This window comes from Microbacterium sp. ZW T5_56 (assembly GCF_044987425.1).
Taxonomy (GTDB): Bacteria; Actinomycetota; Actinomycetes; order Actinomycetales; family Microbacteriaceae; genus Microbacterium.
Genome location: NZ_JBJDRI010000038.1, coordinates 23818 through 41796 on the forward strand (window position 1 = coordinate 23818; position 17979 = coordinate 41796).

14 protein-coding genes are annotated in these 17979 nt (G+C 68.7%); 8 read left to right on the forward strand and 6 right to left on the reverse strand.

Annotated features, from left to right (window positions below; translation table 11 throughout):
* The first annotated feature begins 12 nt into the window (after window positions 1–12).
* Genes ACI3KU_RS15935 through ACI3KU_RS15950 form a run of 4 tightly spaced genes read left to right on the forward strand, consistent with a single transcriptional unit; the run spans window position 13 to window position 5561 of the window.
* Window positions 13–1953 (forward strand): glycosyltransferase, encoded by a 1941-nt coding sequence (locus ACI3KU_RS15935; protein ID WP_404923300.1) that lies wholly within the window; start codon window positions 13–15, stop codon window positions 1951–1953.
* Complete coding sequence (locus ACI3KU_RS15940; RefSeq protein ID WP_404923301.1) at window positions 1950–3962, forward strand: acyltransferase family protein; 2013 nt, start codon at window positions 1950–1952, stop codon at window positions 3960–3962. The genes ACI3KU_RS15935 and ACI3KU_RS15940 overlap by 4 nt, the downstream gene beginning before the upstream one ends.
* 59 nt (window positions 3963–4021) lie before the next feature.
* A complete protein-coding gene (locus ACI3KU_RS15945; protein WP_404923302.1) occupies window positions 4022–4822 on the forward strand; it encodes an ABC transporter permease in 801 nt (266 codons plus the stop codon).
* 1 nt (window position 4823) lies between these two features.
* The gene (locus ACI3KU_RS15950; RefSeq protein ID WP_404923303.1) at window positions 4824–5561 is read left to right on the forward strand and encodes an ABC transporter ATP-binding protein; all 738 of its coding nucleotides are present in this window, start codon (window positions 4824–4826) and stop codon (window positions 5559–5561) included.
* Between the two features lie 3 nt (window positions 5562–5564).
* Here the strand turns inward: ACI3KU_RS15950 and ACI3KU_RS15955 are convergent, their stop codons facing one another.
* The 5 genes from ACI3KU_RS15955 to ACI3KU_RS15975 all read right to left on the reverse strand — a co-directional run bounded on the left by ACI3KU_RS15955 (window position 5565) and on the right by ACI3KU_RS15975 (window position 11469).
* The gene (locus ACI3KU_RS15955; protein ID WP_404923304.1) at window positions 5565–6257 is read right to left on the reverse strand and encodes a hypothetical protein; all 693 of its coding nucleotides are present in this window, start codon (window positions 6255–6257) and stop codon (window positions 5565–5567) included.
* The gene (locus tag ACI3KU_RS15960) at window positions 6254–7222 is read right to left on the reverse strand and encodes a glycosyltransferase (RefSeq protein ID WP_404923305.1); all 969 of its coding nucleotides are present in this window, start codon (window positions 7220–7222) and stop codon (window positions 6254–6256) included. The genes ACI3KU_RS15955 and ACI3KU_RS15960 overlap by 4 nt, the downstream gene beginning before the upstream one ends.
* A gap of 63 nt (window positions 7223–7285) precedes the next feature.
* On the reverse strand, window positions 7286–8587 hold the full coding sequence (locus ACI3KU_RS15965; RefSeq protein WP_404923306.1) for an O-antigen ligase family protein: 1302 nt from the start codon (window positions 8585–8587) through the stop codon (window positions 7286–7288).
* A complete protein-coding gene (locus tag ACI3KU_RS15970; RefSeq protein ID WP_404923307.1) occupies window positions 8584–10002 on the reverse strand; it encodes an O-antigen ligase family protein in 1419 nt (472 codons plus the stop codon). Before ACI3KU_RS15970 ends, ACI3KU_RS15965 begins: the two co-directional genes overlap by 4 nt.
* A gap of 54 nt (window positions 10003–10056) precedes the next feature.
* Window positions 10057–11469 carry an O-antigen ligase family protein gene (locus ACI3KU_RS15975; RefSeq protein WP_404923308.1) on the reverse strand — a complete coding sequence of 471 codons (1413 nt, stop codon included), beginning with the start codon at window positions 11467–11469 and terminating at the stop codon, window positions 10057–10059.
* A gap of 81 nt (window positions 11470–11550) precedes the next feature.
* On the opposite strand from ACI3KU_RS15975, the gene manA reads away from it, so the two are divergent.
* From manA to ACI3KU_RS15995, 4 genes are all read left to right on the forward strand, one after another.
* A complete protein-coding gene (gene manA, locus ACI3KU_RS15980; protein ID WP_404923309.1) occupies window positions 11551–12729 on the forward strand; it encodes a mannose-6-phosphate isomerase, class I in 1179 nt (392 codons plus the stop codon).
* Between the two features lie 145 nt (window positions 12730–12874).
* Window positions 12875–13201, forward strand: coding sequence for a WhiB family transcriptional regulator (locus ACI3KU_RS15985; protein ID WP_404923310.1), 327 nt, complete (start codon window positions 12875–12877; stop codon window positions 13199–13201).
* 155 nt (window positions 13202–13356) lie between these two features.
* Window positions 13357–16203 carry a glycosyltransferase gene (locus tag ACI3KU_RS15990; RefSeq protein WP_404923311.1) on the forward strand — a complete coding sequence of 949 codons (2847 nt, stop codon included), beginning with the start codon at window positions 13357–13359 and terminating at the stop codon, window positions 16201–16203.
* Complete coding sequence (locus ACI3KU_RS15995; protein ID WP_404923312.1) at window positions 16200–17564, forward strand: DUF5719 family protein; 1365 nt, start codon at window positions 16200–16202, stop codon at window positions 17562–17564. The genes ACI3KU_RS15990 and ACI3KU_RS15995 overlap by 4 nt, the downstream gene beginning before the upstream one ends.
* Window positions 17565–17570: 6 nt before the next feature.
* On the opposite strand, the gene ACI3KU_RS16000 is transcribed toward ACI3KU_RS15995, so the two are convergent.
* Window positions 17571–17979 (reverse strand): hypothetical protein (locus tag ACI3KU_RS16000; protein ID WP_404923314.1); only part of this gene is annotated, 409 nt, incomplete at its 5' end.

The following is a 17979-nucleotide window of genomic DNA, read 5'->3' on the forward strand; positions in this document are numbered from 1 at the left end:
GAGGCGTAATCCGTGACCAACGGCACGACCAGCAATTATGTGACCGTCAACCACGTGGTGTTCCCCGTGGAGGACGTGGCCGAGGTCTCGGCACTGTACCTGGACACCGGCACGGGTGACGGGTCGCAGCCGGGTGAGGCGTACGACGTCGTGGACCGGCGTTCGATCCGCATCTTCGCGCACCGACGCGTCTCGACCGCCAGTTTCTTCAATGCGTTCCCCGCCAGCTACTGGCAGCACTGGACGAGCGTGCGATCGGTGCGCCTCAGCGTGACCTTCGCAGGGCGAGGCCTGGTGTCGGTGTTCAAGTCGAGCGCGCGCGGTCGGTCATCTGCGGTGGCGTCGAAGCAGTTCTCCGATGAGACGGTCACCTTCGACCTGCCCGTCTCGTCCTTCATCGACGGCGGCTACTACTGGTTCGACATCGCCGCGGGCGAGGACGCCGTGACGCTCACCAGGGCGGAGTGGGCGGTGCCGGCCGCAGAGGGCTGGACGCCCGGCAAGGCGACCGTCGGTATCACCACCTTCAACCGCACGTCCTACTGCCTGCGCCAGATCCGCACGGTCGGCGAGAACCCCGACATCGCGGATGTGCTGGACCGGCTCGTCGTCGTCGACCAGGGAACGCAGCTGGTGCAGGATGAGGCCGGATTCCCCGAAGCCGCTGCGGCGCTGGGGGACCGGCTCGCCGTGATCCGCCAGCCCAACCTCGGCGGATCCGGTGGCTTCTCCCGCGCCATGATGGAGTCCCTCGACAGCGAGGACAGCCGGTACGTGCTGCTCCTCGACGATGACGCCATCTCCGAACCCGAGGCCATCTTCCGTGCGGTCCGGTTCGCGGACTTCGGCGACCGCCCCACCATCGTGGGCGGCGGAATGCTGCACCTGGATGATCGCTCGGTGCTCTACACGCGTGGCGAGGTCTGGTCGCCGAACAAGAGCTGGATGGCACCGTCCGGTGCCAGCGAGTACGACCATGACTTCGCCGAGGAGCCGCTGCGCGAAGAAGCGGACCTGCACCGCTATCTCGGCGCAGACTTCAACGGCTGGTGGATGTGCCTGATCCCCACCGCGGTGGTTCGGGAGATCGGACTCTCGCTGCCGGTGTTCCTCAAGTTCGATGACATCGAATTCTCACTCCGGGCGCGGGAACACGGCTACCCGACGGTGTGCCTCCCGGGCGTGGCCGTGTGGCACATGGCGTGGCATGACAAGGACCCGACGCGGACGTGGGAAGAGTACTTCATCCACCGCAACCGCGTGATCACCGGCCTGTTGCACTCGCACGTGAAGCGCGGAGGCATCCTGCCGCTGCATGCGTTCCTCGGGGACATCAAGCTGCTGTTCATGCTGCAGTACTCCGCGGTGCGTCTTCGTCACGAGGCACTGCGCGACGTGTTCCGCGGTCCCCATCAGCTGCCGTCGCAGCTCGCGACCCGTCAGGCCGAGATCCGGGCATTGCGCGAAGACTACGTGGATGCCCATGTCGACAGCGATCTGGCTGCTCTTCCGCCGGTGCGTCGTTCGTCGCGCGTCTTCCTGGGAGCTGTGCGGCGCCCGACGAACCCGATCGCGACGCTCGCCCTCGCGCTGCGCGTGGGTGTTCGCCAGCTCCTGGTGAAGGAATCCGCCGGAAGCAAGCGCAACCCCGAGCGGGTCATCCCGGCACCGGATATCACCTGGTGGCGTTTCGCTGACATCGACTCCGCACTCGTGACGGCTCCGGATGGAAACGGCGTGGCCTGGTACCAGCGCGACCGCGCGACCATGCGTCGTTCGCTGCTGCGCAGCGTCCGGCTGAATCTCAAGCTCTGGCGCAACTGGGACAAGCTGGCCGCCACCTACGGATCAGCCCTCGGAGACATCACCTCCGAGCGGAGCTGGCGTGAGGTCTTCGGCGTTTCACATCAAGCGGGGTCTGGTGCAGAGGACACCGCTGATATGAAGGCATGACGGACGATACTCGACTGAGTTCTCCTTCGGCGCGCGCGTCCTACCGCTTCGATCTGGATGGCCTGCGGGCATTCGCGATCATTCTCGTCGTCATCTACCACGTGTGGGTGGGGCGTGTTTCGGGCGGCGTGGATGTGTTCCTGCTGCTGTCGGCCTACTTCATGACCTCGTCGCTGGTCCGCCGCGCGGACGCAGGGCGCGGCATCGGCCTCGGCTCGTTCTACGCCAAGCGGTTCTGGCGCCTGGTGCCGGCCGCGGCCGCGACGATCGCCGCCACGCTCATCACGGTGTTCTTCGTGTTCCCGCCGTCGATGTGGACCGCGGCCTGGGAGCAGGGGCGCGCGTCCCTGTTCTACTTCCAGAACTGGGAACTCGCGCTCAACAGCGTCGACTACTACGCGCGCGATGCCAACTCCGTCACCCCGTTCCTGCACTTCTGGTCGCTGTCCATCCAGATGCAGGTGTTCCTCCTGTGGCCGCTGCTGATTCTGCTGTGCTGGGGGATCGCGCGACTGATCCGGCGTCGCGTCGCCGCGGTGGCTGCTGTCGTCTTCCTGCTGGTGCTCGGCGCATCGCTGGCCTACTCGATCATCACCACGCAGCAGAATCAGGCGTTCGCCTACTTCGACACGGGTGCTCGGCTGTGGGAGTTCGCGATCGGCTCGCTCGTCGCGCTGTTGCCTGCGGCGTTCTCGCTTCCGCGCTGGGCAGCGGAGATTCTCGGATGGCTGGGGCTGCTCGCGATCCTCACGTGCGGCATCGTTCTTGACGTGTCGGGTGGCTTCCCCGGATACCTGGCGCTCTGGCCGACCCTCGCCGCGGCAGCCATCATCGTCGCGGGTCGCGGTCGAACCTCGTTCACGCTCGTGCTGGGCTCGCTCCCACTGCGCTGGCTGGGGCGGATCGCGTACGCGCTCTACCTGGTGCACTGGCCGCTGCTCACGACGTGGATCGTCGTCACCGGAGAGAACCCCGACCTGGCGCAGGGGGCGGCAATCATTGGCGTCTCGTTCGTTCTGGCCATCGTTCTGCACTACGCCATCGAGCGACCGCTCGGTCAATGGAAGTGGCCCTCGGGGCTGCCGTGGCGTTCCTCCTTTGCGACGGCGGTGATCGTCGGACTCGTAGCCGTACCGAACTACGCGTGGCAGCTGGACACGGAATACCGCGCCGCCGCAGTGCAGGCCGCAGCCGAAGCCGCGTTCGAGGACGATTTCGAGTCGACTCAACCCATCGACACCCTGATCCCGGCAGGTGCCTCTCTGGACGCGGAGTGGGTTCATCTCGATGAGTCGTCCTGCTCGGAAGCTCTGGAACCCGCCGGTGCGATGGCGCGAGAGCATTGCAGTGAGAACGGCGGAAATGACGGTGATCCGCGAGTGATCTTCGTCGGAGACTCGCACGCTGAGCAGTGGATGGGCGCCCTGCTTCCCGTGGTGGAAGCACAACCCATCAAGGTGACGGCCAATCTGCTCGGGGGCTGCGTCTTCGCTCCGGACGATCCGGATAACCCTCGGGAGGTGTGCCGAGACTGGAATGCCGAGGTCTACGACGACATCCTGCAGTCGCCACCTGCTGTGGTCGTCATGATGGCCACTCGTGCTGTTCCGGATTCACCGGAGGAGTCGCTGGTTCCCGGCCTGGAGACGACGGTTCAGACCCTCACTGCCGCGGGCAGCCAGGTCATCCTCATTCGCGATAATCCGCGCTTCGAGGAGAACATGTACCAGTGCGCCGAGCAGAACCTCTCCGACCCGAACGTGTGCAGCCGGTTGAAGTCCGACGTGCTCGCCGCCGAGAACCCCGCGGCGTTCTTGGCCGATGAGGAAGGCGTGCACGTGGTCGACATGAGCTCGTACCTCTGCCCCGACGACATCTGCCCCGCGACGTTCGGCGACCTGGCGATCTACCTCGACGACAACCACCTCACGCGGACGTTCGCGGAGCGCCTTTCCACCACGTTCACGCGTGAGCTCGAGCTCACCGGATTCGCGTGGCCTTCGGCCTAGACTCGGAGCATGGTGAACCCGCGTCCCCGAACAAGCGGCGCTCGCGCAGGATCCGCGCGGTGACGCGCGTGCGCGCCGTCCGACGCGAATCGGACTCTCCGCGGCGGTACCTGCACTCGCTGTGGCTGCTCTCGGCACGCGACCTGCGCGTGCGCTACGCCACCAGCGCGCTCGGTTATGTGTGGTCGATTCTGGACCCGCTGGTGATGTCGCTGATCTACTGGTTCGTGTTCACGCAGGTGTTCCACCGCAAGGAAGTGGGAGGAGACCCGTACATCGTCTTCCTCATCCTCGGCTTGCTGCCCTGGGTGTGGTTCAACGCTGCCGTCACCGACTTCACCCGTGCGTTCCGCAAGGACGCGAAGCTGGTGCGCTCCACGGCGATTCCGCGCTCGATCTGGGTGAACCGGATCATCGTGAGCAAGGGTGTCGAGTTCTTGTTCTCGATCCCGGTCCTGGTGATCTTCGCGATCATCAACGGCGCCCCCGTCACGATCAACTTGCTCTGGTTCCCGGTCGCGGTCATCCTGCAGCTGCTGCTGCTGATCGGACTGGGGCTGCTGATCAGCCCGGTGTGCGTGCTCTTCTCCGACCTCGAACGCACCACGCGCCTCATCCTGCGGGCGCTGTTCTACGCGTCGCCCGTGATCTACGGCATCGGAGACCTGCCGGCACCGTTCGACGTGATCGGGGCCTTCAATCCGCTCGCGGGGATCTTCTCGCTGTACCGCATCGGCTTCTTCCCGTCCCAGGAGGACTGGACCGTGGTGCTCATCGCCGTGATCGAGGTCGTGGGGCTGCTCATCCTCGGGGCTGCGGTGTTCCGCCGTCTGGAGCCGACCGTGCTGAAGGGACTGTGAGATGGCCGCCATCGAGGTGACCGGGCTCGGGATCCGCTTCCGTCGGGCACGGCGCGGACGCCCGAGCCTCAAGGATCTGTTCTCCTCGCGCGCACGGCGCAAGCCGGGAGGCGGCGAGTTCTGGGGGCTCAAAGACGTCTCGTTCCAGGTGAACGCGGGCGAGGCGATCGGCGTCGTCGGGCGGAACGGGCAGGGGAAGTCGACCCTGCTCAAGCTCGTCGCCGGGGTTCTGCTGCCGGACGTCGGCACTGTGGCGGTTCACGAAGATGTCGCGCCGCTGATCGAGCTGACCGGCGGGTTCGTGGGGGATCTCACCGTGGCGGAGAACGTCCGCCTCATCGCGGGCCTGCACGGCATGAGCCGGGCCGAGGTGGCCGATCGCTTCGAGGAGATCATCGACTTCGCTGAACTGCACGGCCGGCTGCAGACTCCCTACAAGCACCTCTCCAATGGCATGAAGGTGCGCCTCGCGTTTGCCGTGGTGTCGCAGCTCGGCGCGCCGATCCTGCTGGTCGACGAAGTCCTGGCCGTGGGCGACAAGGCGTTCCGCGAGAAGTGCTACGGACGCATCGAGGAGCTGCTGGCCGAGGGCCGCACTCTGTTCTTCGTCAGTCACAACGAGCGCGACCTCCGCCGCTTCTGCACCCGCGGGCTGTATCTGCGGGCCGGGGAACTGGTGCTGGACGGACCCATACGCGACGTCCTGGACCGTTACAACGCCGACAACGCGACGGCGTAACGCTCAGAGCCCGGCGAGGTCCTTGACCGCCTGCAGAGCGGATCGGACATCGGAGAGGGGAGCGGCGGTGTCCGTGCCGTCACCGATCGCCGTGCGGAGCGTGCCGAGCGCGCTGAGATAGGTCTGCACCGTGGGACGCCAGGACGAGGCGATCGACTCCGGCGGGTTCTCGTCGGCGAGGATCATCGCGTCCTGCTCGAGCGTGCGCACGATGTCGAAGGCGGCGTCGGGGGTCTGCGAGGCGAGCATGCCCAGACCGGTGTCCGCGTCCGAGACACGCGGCGAGATCGCCGTCGCGAACGCGCCGGTGTCGGGAACGACGACCGGCGGAGCGGTGACCGCATCGGTCGGCACCGGATCCGGCTCCTGTGGCTCGACCGGAGGAAGCTCCTCGGTCGGGGTGGGATCCGGCGTGGCTGTCGGTGTGGGGGTGGGTGTCGGTCGCGCGGAGGCGCTCGGAGTCGGCGTGCGCGTTGGAGACGCGCTCACGGACGCCGTGGGAGTCGCCGTGGTCGAGGTGGCCGCGCCGCTCGGAGTGCCACCGCGAGGCATCAACAGGATCACCGTGGTGAGGGCGATCGCCACGACCAGAGCGATCAGCACCACGATCACCACGACGCGTCCGGGGTGCCGTTTGGGCTTCGGCGCGAACACCCACTGGGGGCGAGGTTCGGACGACGAGGAGTCTGAACTCACGCCGCGCTCTCCACCGGCTGGAGCGGCTGCATGGGCTGCCAGCTCTTGTCCCTGGCGATCGCGCGACCGTCGCGGATGCCGCGGAAGAGGTTGCTCGTACCCCGCACCTTCCGCTCCACGAGGAGCAGACGGATCAGCTCCTTCGCGAAGGTGAGCGCTGTCCCGATGCGGAAGCGGATCGGTCGGTACGCGCCGTGCTGCTGGAAGTAGTGCGCCATGTGCGCGCGGTTGCGCATGATGTAGTACCGGTACGCGTCACTGGAGGCGTTCAGGTGACGGATGCCCATGTCCCACTGCTTGATCTCGCGGGTGCGACGCAGCACGAACTCGTTCACGATCGCCGAGCGCGTCTGCAGCGACGCCAGCCACCCGTAGACCGAATCGTCCCAGTAGATGAAGAAGCGCGGATCCGGCAGGCCGATGCGCTGGACGATGTCGCGGTGGATGAACATGCCCTCGAAGCAGCCGGAGTTCATCTCGCGATAGCCGCTGTCGTCGAAACCGGCCGGGGCGAAGGGAATCGGGATGCCGAGGGGGATGGACAGTCGGTACTGCCAGTAGAACTCGCTGCCGTCGAAGTCGTACCGACGACCCTGCACGCTCTGGAACCGCTGACCCCAGTGCCCCATGCGGGCGAGGCCGTCCGCGATCACCTCGACGTCGTCGTCCATGATCCAGAGCCACGTGGAGCCCAGTTCGTAGGCGAGTCGAACGCCCTCGCTGAACCCGCCGGATCCGCCCGTGTTCTCGGCGAGTCGCTGGTACACGATCTCGGTGCCGATGCGCTCGCGGAAGGAGTCGACCACCGCAGTGGTGTCGTCCACGGACGCGTTGTCGACGATCACCAGGTGTCCGGGCTTCGGATCCATCGCCTCGATCGAGGTGAGCAGGCGCGTGAGGAGGGCGGACCGGTTGTAGGTCACGACCACGATCGTCGCGGATGCGGGATCGAACACTTCGGGCATGCGAGCGTGCTCCTGACAGCTGGTTCTTGCAGAAACGGGGGCGGCGGATGGGCCCTTTCGAGCCTACCGTGCGCTTCCGGGAGTTTCCGGAGCGCGCGCGGCCGCGGCCTCACGCCAGGACCGCGACTGACCGGCGCGCATGGCGCACAGCGCGAGCATCAGCCATCCCACCCCGAACAGGGTGAAGCTCTCGAAGACGGAATCGACCAGAAGGGTCACCAGCACCAGCGGGGTCCAGGCGTATAGCACCGAACGGCGCTCGCTCGCGACGAGCCAGGCGCGCACCAGTGCGGTGCCCGCGAGGAACGCGAACAGCACGAGGCCCAGCCAACCGAGCTGCAGCAGCACATCGAAGTAGGCGCTCAGCGCGGAGGCGTGGTGACGACCGAACAGATTGATGGCGGTGTAGGGGAAGGCGAGCGGATCGTCCGGGTTCCAGGGGCCGACCCATCCCCACGCCTGATACGCATGGGAGCGCACCTGCACGAGGATCGAGTTCCACAGTTCGGCGCGCGTGGAGAAGTCGGTGCCGGCGTCCAGCAGGGCGATGACCTGGTGGCGCAGCACATACGCGGTGCCGATGCCGACCACCACGAGCGCCCCGAGGACCCACTGGATGCGGGTGCGGCGCTCCGGTGGCGTGTGACGCACGATCGCCAGTGCCGCAGAGGCGATGGCGACGGCCAGCGAGAGCACGATCACCGTGGGGGAGGAGCTCAGTGCGGCCAACGCCCCGGCCAGCACCAGGGAGAAGATGCCGAGCCCGCGGGTGATGGAGTGGGTGCGCAACTCGATCACGAAGGTGATGAGAGCGATCACGGCCACGAAGCCCAGCATGTTGCGCGTGCCGAACAGACCCTGGATCGGCCCGCCCGCGGCGATCGCGCCCTGCACGCCCAGGAACGGGATGGGCATGTCCAGCAGCACGCCCGACAGGATCTCGACGAGCAGGGATCCGGTGAGGAGCGTGCGCAGCACGTCGCCCAACGCTCGCACGGTCTGCAGGGTGTCGCGAATGTGCGCGATCACGACCGCGATGATCGCGACACCGACCAGCGCCAGCCAGTGGGAGAACGACCGGGTCGGGCCCGACATGGGCAGGATGAGAGTGATGCCGGCCCAGGTGATGAACAGCAGCACCGACACGGGCACGAGCCGGAGCAGGCTGATCTCCGCGCGACGGACGGTGAGGATCGCGATGCCCACCACCACGAGACCGGCCGCGATGGTGACGAGCGTCACCGAGCCCGCCATGGCCTCGATCGCGTGTCCGGCGAAGAACGTCCCGAACGCGGCCAGGGCGTAGGCGCGCGCCAGGGCGGCGGAATCCAGTGCGGAGCGCACCGCCTCCCAGCGCTCGGTCATCGCGGCGTGGGAGCTGTGGCCCCGGGGCGGGGGCGTCGGCGCCGGGGAGCGATCGGCTCATCGGCGAGCACGGGGTCGGCTGCCGTCTTGGTGGCCAGCAGCACGATCAGCAGCCATCCCCACTCCATCAGCGGACGCGACTCGGTGATCCCCTGAACGAGCAGAGCGGCCACCACCAGAATCGGCAGCAGACTGAGCGGGGAGAACGCGCGTCGGGAGGCGATGTCCCACCGCGGGCGATCCACCGCGAGGAACCACGCGCGCCACACGAGGGCGAACAGTGCAGCGGCCATCACCACGACACCCGCCGCGCCGAGCTGCAGGTAGACGTCCACCCACATGTCGTGCGCGTGGAACACGCTGAGTCCGTGGTCGATGATCCAGCCGTCGAAGTGCGGATCCCACGGCAGCCAGGGTGTCGCGAACCCCCAGCCGAACGCCGGACGTTCGTTCGCACGCTCCAGGACCCGAGTCCAGATCTCTCCGCGGCCGGTGAGATCGCCGCCGCGGCCCAGCAGCTCGAAGAGGCGCTCGCGCACGACCAGGGCCGCCGCGAGTCCGGCCACGGCGACGGCGCCGAACAGCAGATACCAGTTGCGTCGTGTGCGCAGCGTGTGGCTGCGCCGCACCGCGATCGCCGCGGCGGCGACCAGCAGCACCGCGAAGGCGATCACCGCTGCCGTCGCAGATCCCACCCGCACGAGCAAGAACAGCGCGACGATCAGCCAGGCGATCGTGACCCCGCGACGGGAGAGACCCGCGACAGCCGCGATCACGAAGACGATCAGGGCCAGCACGCAGAGCATGCCGAGCAGGTTCGAGTTGCCGACGATTCCCTGGATCCGCCCGGAGGTGAAGAGGTTGCCGCGCGACCAGTACAGCTGTGTGCTCGGGTCGTCGACCGCTCCGAGGAACGGCGGAAGCACCGGATGGCGGAGGATGGCGGAGACGAGCAGCTCGAAACCGAGGCTCAGCCCGAGCACCCAGCGGCAGGCCGACACCAGGGCGCGCACCACCTCGCGCCAGGTCAGGGCGACGGCGAGGAAGATCCCGTGGCCGGTGGTGACGACGAGAGCGAACCAGGTGGCAGCAGACACTCCGGGCCAGGCGGACCAGAGAATGGACAGCCCGGCGAGAGCCGTGTAGCCGAGGAACGCCCACGGCGCTCGCGGCCAGGACTGCGCCGTCGCTCGCCGGATGACGGGGGACAGCGTCCAGATCAGCGCGGTGATGATGGTGCACACGCCCAGCAGGATCGCCACGCCCTCGGGGCCGACGAGATTGTTCAGAGCGCCCATGCACATCGCCAGCACGAGCACCAGCACGGCATAAGCGCGCAACCAGAGTCGTGCGGTGCGCTCCCGTGCGGGCGGGGTGGGCGCAGCGGCGATCGGGTGGGAGGAGTGCTGAGCCATCGTCCCCCCAGGGTATCGCGCGGACTGCACGCGAAACCGGTCTTTTCCCGCGCGTCAGCGCGGGTCGCCCTGCTCTCCGACCAGCGGCGCGGATTTGATCTTGAACGCGAAGGTGATCACGCACAGCCAGCCCCACAGCATGATCGGATTCGACTCGGTGAGCCCCTGCACGAGCAGGACCGCCACGATCAGCGCGGGCAGCACGCTGAGCGCGCGGTAGGGGCGGTCCGCGCGGACGTCCCAGCGCGGGCGATCGATGGCGAAGAACCAGGCGCGCCAGGTGAACGCCGCATACGTGATGCCGATGAGGAAGACGCCGATCGCACCCAGCTGGAAGAACACGTCCACCCACATGTTGTGCGCCTGCATCACGGGGATGGTGCGCTCCAGGATCCACGAGCGAAAGCCGGGGTCCCATGGCACCCAGGGGCTGGCGAAACCCCAGCCATCGAGCGGATGCTGCGATGCTCGGGCCAGGACCTCGCGCCAGATGTCGCGGCGACCCGTGAGATCTGAGGAGCGCCCGAGCGCCTCGAACAACTCGTCGCGAAACAGCAGGCAGACCACGACGAGGGCGCCGCCGATCGACAGGAAAAGCGCGTACAGGCTCCCGCGTCCCGCCGGCACATGAACCCGACGCATGGCGAGGACGGCGACGAGCACCAGGAGCGCGCCGAAGGCGCAGACCCAGGCCGTGGCGGAGTCGCACCGGATGAAGAGGTAGGCCGCGATGACGAACCATCCCGCCATCCACACGCGTCCGCGCGCATCATCGGCGAATCGCACCGCGAACACGATCATCGCGACCAAGCAGATCATGGCCAGGAGGTTCGCGTTTCCCACAATGCCCTGGATCCGTCCCCCGGCGAGCAGCAGGTTCTGCGACCAGTACAGCTTGGGATCCTCGGGATCGACCAGCACCGGCCCCCAGGAGGCGGAGGGAAGCGGCGCGCGAACGACGAGACTGACGAAGAGCTCGAAGAAGAGGGAGAGCCCGACAGCCGCCTGCAGGCCCCGGCTGAAGGCCTGCACCAGCTCACGCCAGGACAGCGTCGACGCCAGGAACAGGCCGTGCATCGTGATCACGATCATGCCGCCGAAGGTGAGGAGCGTGGACGGCAGCCACGTCGTCCACAGCGCGGACATCGCGCCCCAGGCGAGGTATGCCAGAGCGATCCACGGGAGGCGGCGCCACGGGAACACCGGGGCGGCGCCCGGCCGCCGCAGCCGCGGAATCCAGAGCAGGGCCGTGATGAGGGCGAGCGCGATGAACACCAGCGCGGCCCCCGTGGTGCCGGCCGCACGGTCGAAGGCCGGGGCGCAGAAGATCGCGAAGACCACCACGGCGGCGTGAGCGCGAAGGAGCACCGAGGAGCGTTCTGACTCCACGACGACCGCCGCGGGGGACACGACGCCTGTCCTGTCCGCGCGGATGCGCGGAAGCGGAACGGGGGCGGTGGTGGTCATAGCGGACCGAGAGTAGCCGACCCGACTCGGGGACTCCTGTGGGCGCCGGTCAATCTGCGGCGACGGGGATAGGCTGGCGCCGTGCTGGAGCTCATGACGAACACGCCGCGTGATTACGCCTGGGGATCGACCACTCTGCTGGCCGAGTTGGAGGGACGCGAGCCCACGGGCGCTCCCGAAGCAGAGGTGTGGTTCGGGGATCATCCGGGTTCGCCTGCGGTGCTGGTCGATGGCACTTCATTGCCCGAGCGTCTCTCGGCGCACGGTCAGCCGCCGCTGCCGTACCTGCTGAAGCTGCTGGCGGCCGGCTCTCCGCTGTCCATCCAGGTGCACCCCTCCCGCACCCAGGCGCAGGCCGGATGGGCGCGCGAGGCCGACCTCGCGATGGATGCTCCCGAGCGCAACTACCGCGACGACAACCACAAGCCGGAGCTGATCGTGTCGCTGAGTGAGCGGTTCGAGGCTCTCTGCGGCCTGCGTCCGCTGGAGGCGTCACGCCGATACCTGGCAGAGCTGGGTGACGCTGAGGGTGTGCGGCGGCTGCGCTCGCTCATCGAGCCCGCGGCCGGTGCCAGCGATGCCGACATCCTGCGCGCGGCGATCGAGGAGCTGCTGGCCGGCGACTCCGCCCGCATCGTCTCCGATGTCACCACAGCGCTGGCGACGACCACCTCCGCGGAGTTCGTCGACGAACTCGCCGCCGCCCGCCGGATCGCCGAGGTCTACCCCGCAGATCCGGGCATCGTCGTCGCGATGCTCATGAACCTCGTCATCCTGCGGCGCGGTGAGGCGGTCTACCTGCGGGCAGGACTGCTGCACGCGTATTTGAGCGGCATCGGTGTCGAGATCATGGCCGCGAGCGACAACGTGCTGCGCGGCGGACTCACCCCCAAGCGGGTCGACGTGCCCGAACTGCTGACGCTGCTGGACGCGGCGCCCGGCGTCGTTCCCGTGATCCGCCCGCGTGCCCTCGCTGGTGCGACCGCGGTGGACACCTACGGCCCCGGAGTGGCCGACTTCGCGCTCGCGGTCGCGCGGCCGGATGCCGTGGGCGGCGTCGTCGCGGAGATTCGCGTGGACGGACCCGCGATCGTGCTCGCGACGGCGGGAGAGAGCACGGTGGAACTGGACGGCGAGCGCGTCTCGCTGGCACCCGGGCAGGCCGCGATCGCCCTCGGTGCCACCGGACCCCTGCACATCGACGGCACCGGTGAGGTGTTCATCGCGACCCCCGGCGAGGGCATCGATTCCGCTTCGTGACACTCCCGGGGTGTGTCATGAAGCTTGAACGTCGGGTTGAGGAAATATGCTCTGCGACTTGACCCGAGCGAATCACACCGCTGTAATTATGTGAGCGCGCCGCGACTGACGCGGTCCGTGAGGGGGAAAGACAGTGGGAGAGCAGATGACGGGATCACAGTACCGTTCGAGCGTCCCCGACAACTGGTTCGTCGATCCGGTGAACCTGGGAGTGCCCGGGGTCCGGCGACCGGTTGCCGATGACGAGGACAACGCGCTGGCATGGCAGGGCGAGGCGCTCTGCGCACAGACCGACCCGGAGGCGTTCTTCCCCGAGAAGGGCGGCTCCACGCGAGACGCCAAGCGCATCTGCACATCCTGCGATGTGCGCGGCGAGTGCCTCGAGTACGCGCTGTCCAACGACGAGCGCTTCGGTATCTGGGGCGGTCTGTCCGAGCGCGAGCGACGCAAGCTCAAGCGCAGCGCAGGCTGAGACAGAATCTGACGCATCGTCCACCCGAGTGCTGGGCGATGCGTCGATCTGTGTCCATCGGGTTCGACGTTCACCCGATGATCACCGCACGGTCTGATCCCTTCCCGGCGCGGCACCCTCGGAATGCGCGTGAAGCCTGCCTACGCTGAAGCGCCATGCCTGCTCCTGTACACGCCGTCATCGTCGCGCATCCGGATGCGCGCGCCGCTGGGCTTCCCCATCTGAAGGAGACCCTCGCCGCGGTTGCCGCCCAGCGCCATCCCGTTGATGCGCTCACGATCGTGCTGTGCGGCAAGGATCGTCGCTTCGCCGAACTGGTGGACGCATCCGGCGCGGAGGGAATCATCCAGGCGGACGCCGCGACCGGCTTCGCGGAGGCGATCGAGCTGGCATCGCGCCGGGTCGATCCCGATCACGCGCTATGGCTGCTCGCGCAGGACACGGTTCCCGCACCCGACGCGCTGGAGCGGCTGGCGGCGGTGCTGGAACTGCAGCCCTCGGTCGCGGTGGTGGCTCCCAAGCTGGTGCGCCGCAGCGACAGCGAGATCATCGCATCGTTGGGCGTCAGCATGTCGCGCGGCGGCGAGAGCGTCGAACTGGCCGCAGGACAGTTCGACCAGGGCCAGCACGACGGTCGTGAGGACGTGCTGGGCGCAGACATCCGCGGCGTCCTCCTGCGCGCCGAGCGCCGCGCGGACCTTCTTCCCGATCGTGCCCTCGGTGGCGCGGATGAGGGACTCGACATCGGCGTGCGCGCTCGCCTCGGTGGCGATCGCGTCGCGCTTGCTCCCGCTGCCCGCGTCGCGGTTCGTGCCGACGGAGTGGCCGGCCTCCCGGATCCGGTTCGTGCCGCCGACCGCCGCCGGATCGTCTACGTCACCCGGCTTGCCCAGCTGCACCGCCGGTTGGTGTACGCACCCGCAGCGGTAGTGCCGCTGCACATCCTCTCCTTCCTTCCGATCGCCCTCTGGCGTGCGATCAGCCATCTGCTCGCCAAGGCGCCCGGCGCCGTGCTGCCGGAGTGGGCCGCCGCGTTCGTCGCCGCATTCCGCTGGCCCTCCCTCGCGCGCTCCCGCTCTCGACTGCGTGGCCGACGTGGTGACTGGTGGCGAGTGGATCCGCTGCGCATCGGGCGTGTGGAGCGCCGCGAGATCCTGTTGGGTGACGGCGAATCCGCGCGCACCACGAGACCCGAGCTGCGGTTCTTCTCCGGCGGCGGTGCCTGGGTGGTGCTCGCATCCCTGGCGGTGTCGATCGTCGCCTTCTTCCCCCTGCTCTCCTGGCCGGTGCTCGGCGGGGGTGGCACGCTGCCGCTTCGGACCCAGCTGACGAGTCTCTGGGGCGATGCCGTGTTCGGCGCTCGCGGCTATGGACTGAGCGCAGCGCTGCCGGCCGACCCGTTCTCCGCTGTGCTCGCCGTCCTCGGCTCCCTGATGCCTGCCGCCCCCTCGTCCGCTCTGGTCGTTCTGTGGATCGCCGCGCTGCCCCTGGCCACCCTGGGCGGCTGGTTCGCCGCCACCCGGGTGACGGAGCGCTCCGGTCTGCGGATCGCCGGCGCCGTGCTGTGGACCATCGCTCCGACGTTCCTCGGCGCGCTCGTGGACCCGCGGCCTGCGGCGGTCATCCTGCATCTCGCTCTGCCGTGGCTGGTCTACACCGGTCTCGCGGCCCATCGGTCGTGGGGCTCGGCGGGAGCCGCTTCCCTCCTGATGCTCGTGGTGGCGGCGTGCGCGCCGAGCGCGGGGGGAGTGCTGGCGGTGATCGTGATCGTCGCCGCGGTGGCGGCGATCTGCATCGTCCGGTTCTCCGGCGCGGTCCGCCTACTGTGGACGCTGGTGCCCACCCTGGTGTTCTTCCTGCCGCTCATCTGGTTCCGCCTCGGGCGCAAGCAGCCACTGAATCTCCTTGCCGACCCCGGCCTGCCGTACCAGGGCGCGCGCACCTCGGACGATCTGTGGGGTCGGCTCTCGCTGTTGGCCGGATTCCCCGCGGGCGATGCGGCGAGATGGCCGGACTTCCTCGCCTCATTCGGTGCTGGTGACGCAATCGTGCGGTGGGCCTGGTTCGTTCCTGCACTCGTGATCCCGGTGATCCTTCTCGCGGTTGTCGGTGCCTTCACCGCTCGCTGGCGGGTCGGTGCGCCGCTCCTCCTCGTCGCCGGAGGAGCCGCCGTTGCCGGTCTTTTCGCGTCGGGCATCTCGGTGAGCGTCGTGAGCGGTTCCGCCGTGGCGCTCTGGCCCGGCGCGCTCGGCAGTGTGTCCTGGCTGGCGCTCATCCTCGCCGCGCTTCTCGCACTGCATTCGCTGCGGATGCCGCGGAGCCTGCGCGGTGCGCTCGGCACGATCGCCGTGGTGCTGGTGCTGGCCACCGCCATTCCCCAGCTCACTGCCGTGCTGCGCGGAGACGCCGCCGCACAGAACGGGCCGCGCAGCACGCTGCCCGCATATGTCGCGGCAGAGCTCGACGAGGGGGCCCGCGGCGCCACGCTCGTCCTCGACATCCAGGAGGACGGCACTGTCGTGCAGCGCGTCGTGTGGGGGTCCTCCGATTCGCTCGGTGCCCAGTCCACCGTGCTCAGCACCCAGAGCGAGTTCACGGCGGCGGAGGAGGATCTGGCGAGCCGTATCGCGGACGCCATGACTCCGCAGGCGCAGAACGTCACATTCGCCGATCTCGGCATCCGCTTCGTGCTGATCGAGCCGGTGACGGCGACGTCGGGTCCCGCTGCGGCGCTTCGGGCACAGGCTGTGGCCGCATTCGATCGGAACTCCACGTTCACCGCCGTCGGCGAGACGGGCAAGGGGGCGCTCTGGGGGGTCGCCGGTGAGGTCTCGCCGCATCCGGCGCTGACGTCCGACGAGCGCTCGGTTGCCGCGATCGCGCTGACCGCGGCGGTGGTGTCGCTGGTGATCGCCGCACTGCTGGCCATCCCCACCCGCGCCTCGGTGCGCGCGGCCCGCGTACGACCGCGCATGATCGGCGCGTCGAAGGAGCAGGAATGACCAAGGAACGAGCGCGAGGACGCCTCGCGCGGGCCGGAGCGGGAATCCTCGCGGTGGCAGTCACCGCGGTGGGCATCACGGCTGCCGTTGTGGCACCCCTGCCGGAGGTCTCCGCCGCGGCTCCGGTCGCCACGCGGGAGCCCGCGCCCGGAGACGCCACGCTGGTGTGCACGGCGTCCGCTCTGGCGCTGGGCCGTGTCACCGATTCCGCCCAGACGGTGTCGGAAGCCGCCCGCCTGACGCCGGCCCTGTCCGATGCCGGTGCCACCTCCGCCGATCTGACCGTGCTGAGTGTGGACGGTGCCGTGTTCCGCGCCGTGAGCGCCCCGCCCGTGGACGGAAAGCGCGCGGCGTTGGCCGGTGCCACCTCGTTCACCTCGGCAGCAGACGACCTCGCAGGATATGCGGCGTCCTCGTGCCGTCCGCCGCTCACGGAGTCCTGGCTCGTCGGTATCGACGGGCGCACCGGTTCGTCCGGGGTGATCACGATCGCCAATCCGTTCGGCGTGACGGCCACCGTCTCCTTCACCGTCTACGGACTCGCCGGCCCCACCACACCCGCCGGCGGGTCCCTTTCCGTAGCCCCCGGCACCGTGGCCACGGTGCCTGTCGCGTCGTTGGCCGGCGATGACAGCTCGCCGGTGATCAACGTGCATGCCGACGGTGCACCCGTCCAGGCGTCGCTGCAGTCGTCGCTCGTGCGCGGGCTCGTACCGGCGGGAATCGACTTCCAAGACGCCGTGCGCCAGGCCTCTGCGCGCCAGATCATCCCCGGCGTCACGGTCACCACCGCGGGGCCAGCGCTGACTTCCGTGCGAGTGCTCACACCGGACACCTCGGGATCGGTGACGGTGACGGCGCAGTCCGTGGAAGGTGGCGCACCGGCACTCACGCTGAGTATGGATGCGGTGGCCGGTATTCCGCTCGACATCCCGCTCGACGGCCTGGCCGCCGGCTCCTACGACATCGCGGTCGAGGGCGCCTCACCGCTGGTTGCTGCCGCCTGGCAGGCGACGGGTGTGGGTGATGGCGACGACTATGCCTGGTACCCGGCAGCTCCCGAGATCACCGCACCCACGACCTTCGCGGTCGCCGGCGGAGCGGCCGGAGTCCTCGCCCTGTGGAACGACAGCGATGGCGACGTCGCGGCGACGGTGACCGTGGGAGGTCGCGAAACCGCAGTGAGTGTGCCGGCACACGCGGGCGCGCAGCTCCCGATCACCAGCACTGCCGACGCGGTCCTTGACCCGGGCACCGGCGTGCTGCACGCGACGGTGTCCTACGCCGACGGGCAGCATCTCGCCGCGGCGACGGTGTGGCCGGCGGACGCGGACAGCGCGCCGATCACGATCACGCGCTGAGGCGCGTCAGCTGCGCCAGCGCTGCGTGCCGAGATCCCAGGGATCGCGATCGAGGTACTCTGCCGCGGCACGGAAAACCGCACCCTCCATCGACATCTTGGCGCCCAGATCGTCCATCCGGTTCGCTCGGTCGAGGCGTTCGATCGGCAGGCGGAAGATCACGATGCGTCGTGCCTCGCGGTCCACATACCAGCGCGGCATGCCCTCGGCATCCGCCCGTGTCGGCATGATCCCGACTTCGAAGGACACCTCGCGCAGGTCCTCCCACGTGTCGCGCAGGAACTGCGCGGTGTCGTGCACCACGAGCTCAAAGCGATCCTGTCGCGACTCGAGCGGTGGCAGCGGCGGCGGAACCACGGGACTGCGCCCGGTGCGCCCATGGCGGCCGTGACGGGCGGGGCGCGGCCTGGCCGTC

Bases quoted from the DNA above. Each gene is read 5' to 3' on its own strand.
- ACI3KU_RS15940 (WP_404923301.1), top strand. From the start codon at position 1,950: ATGACGGACGATACTCGACTGAGTTCTCCTTCGGCGCGCGCGTCCTAC.
- ACI3KU_RS15950 (WP_404923303.1), top strand. From the start codon at position 4,824: ATGGCCGCCATCGAGGTGACCGGGCTCGGGATCCGCTTCCGTCGGGCA.
- ACI3KU_RS15960 (WP_404923305.1), bottom strand. From the start codon at position 7,222: ATGCCCGAAGTGTTCGATCCCGCATCCGCGACGATCGTGGTCGTGACC.
- ACI3KU_RS15965 (WP_404923306.1), bottom strand. From the start codon at position 8,587: ATGACCGAGCGCTGGGAGGCGGTGCGCTCCGCACTGGATTCCGCCGCC.
- ACI3KU_RS15970 (WP_404923307.1), bottom strand. From the start codon at position 10,002: ATGGCTCAGCACTCCTCCCACCCGATCGCCGCTGCGCCCACCCCGCCC.
- ACI3KU_RS15975 (WP_404923308.1), bottom strand. From the start codon at position 11,469: ATGACCACCACCGCCCCCGTTCCGCTTCCGCGCATCCGCGCGGACAGG.
- ACI3KU_RS15985 (WP_404923310.1), top strand. From the start codon at position 12,875: ATGACGGGATCACAGTACCGTTCGAGCGTCCCCGACAACTGGTTCGTC.
- ACI3KU_RS15990 (WP_404923311.1), top strand. From the start codon at position 13,357: ATGCCTGCTCCTGTACACGCCGTCATCGTCGCGCATCCGGATGCGCGC.
- ACI3KU_RS15995 (WP_404923312.1), top strand. From the start codon at position 16,200: ATGACCAAGGAACGAGCGCGAGGACGCCTCGCGCGGGCCGGAGCGGGA.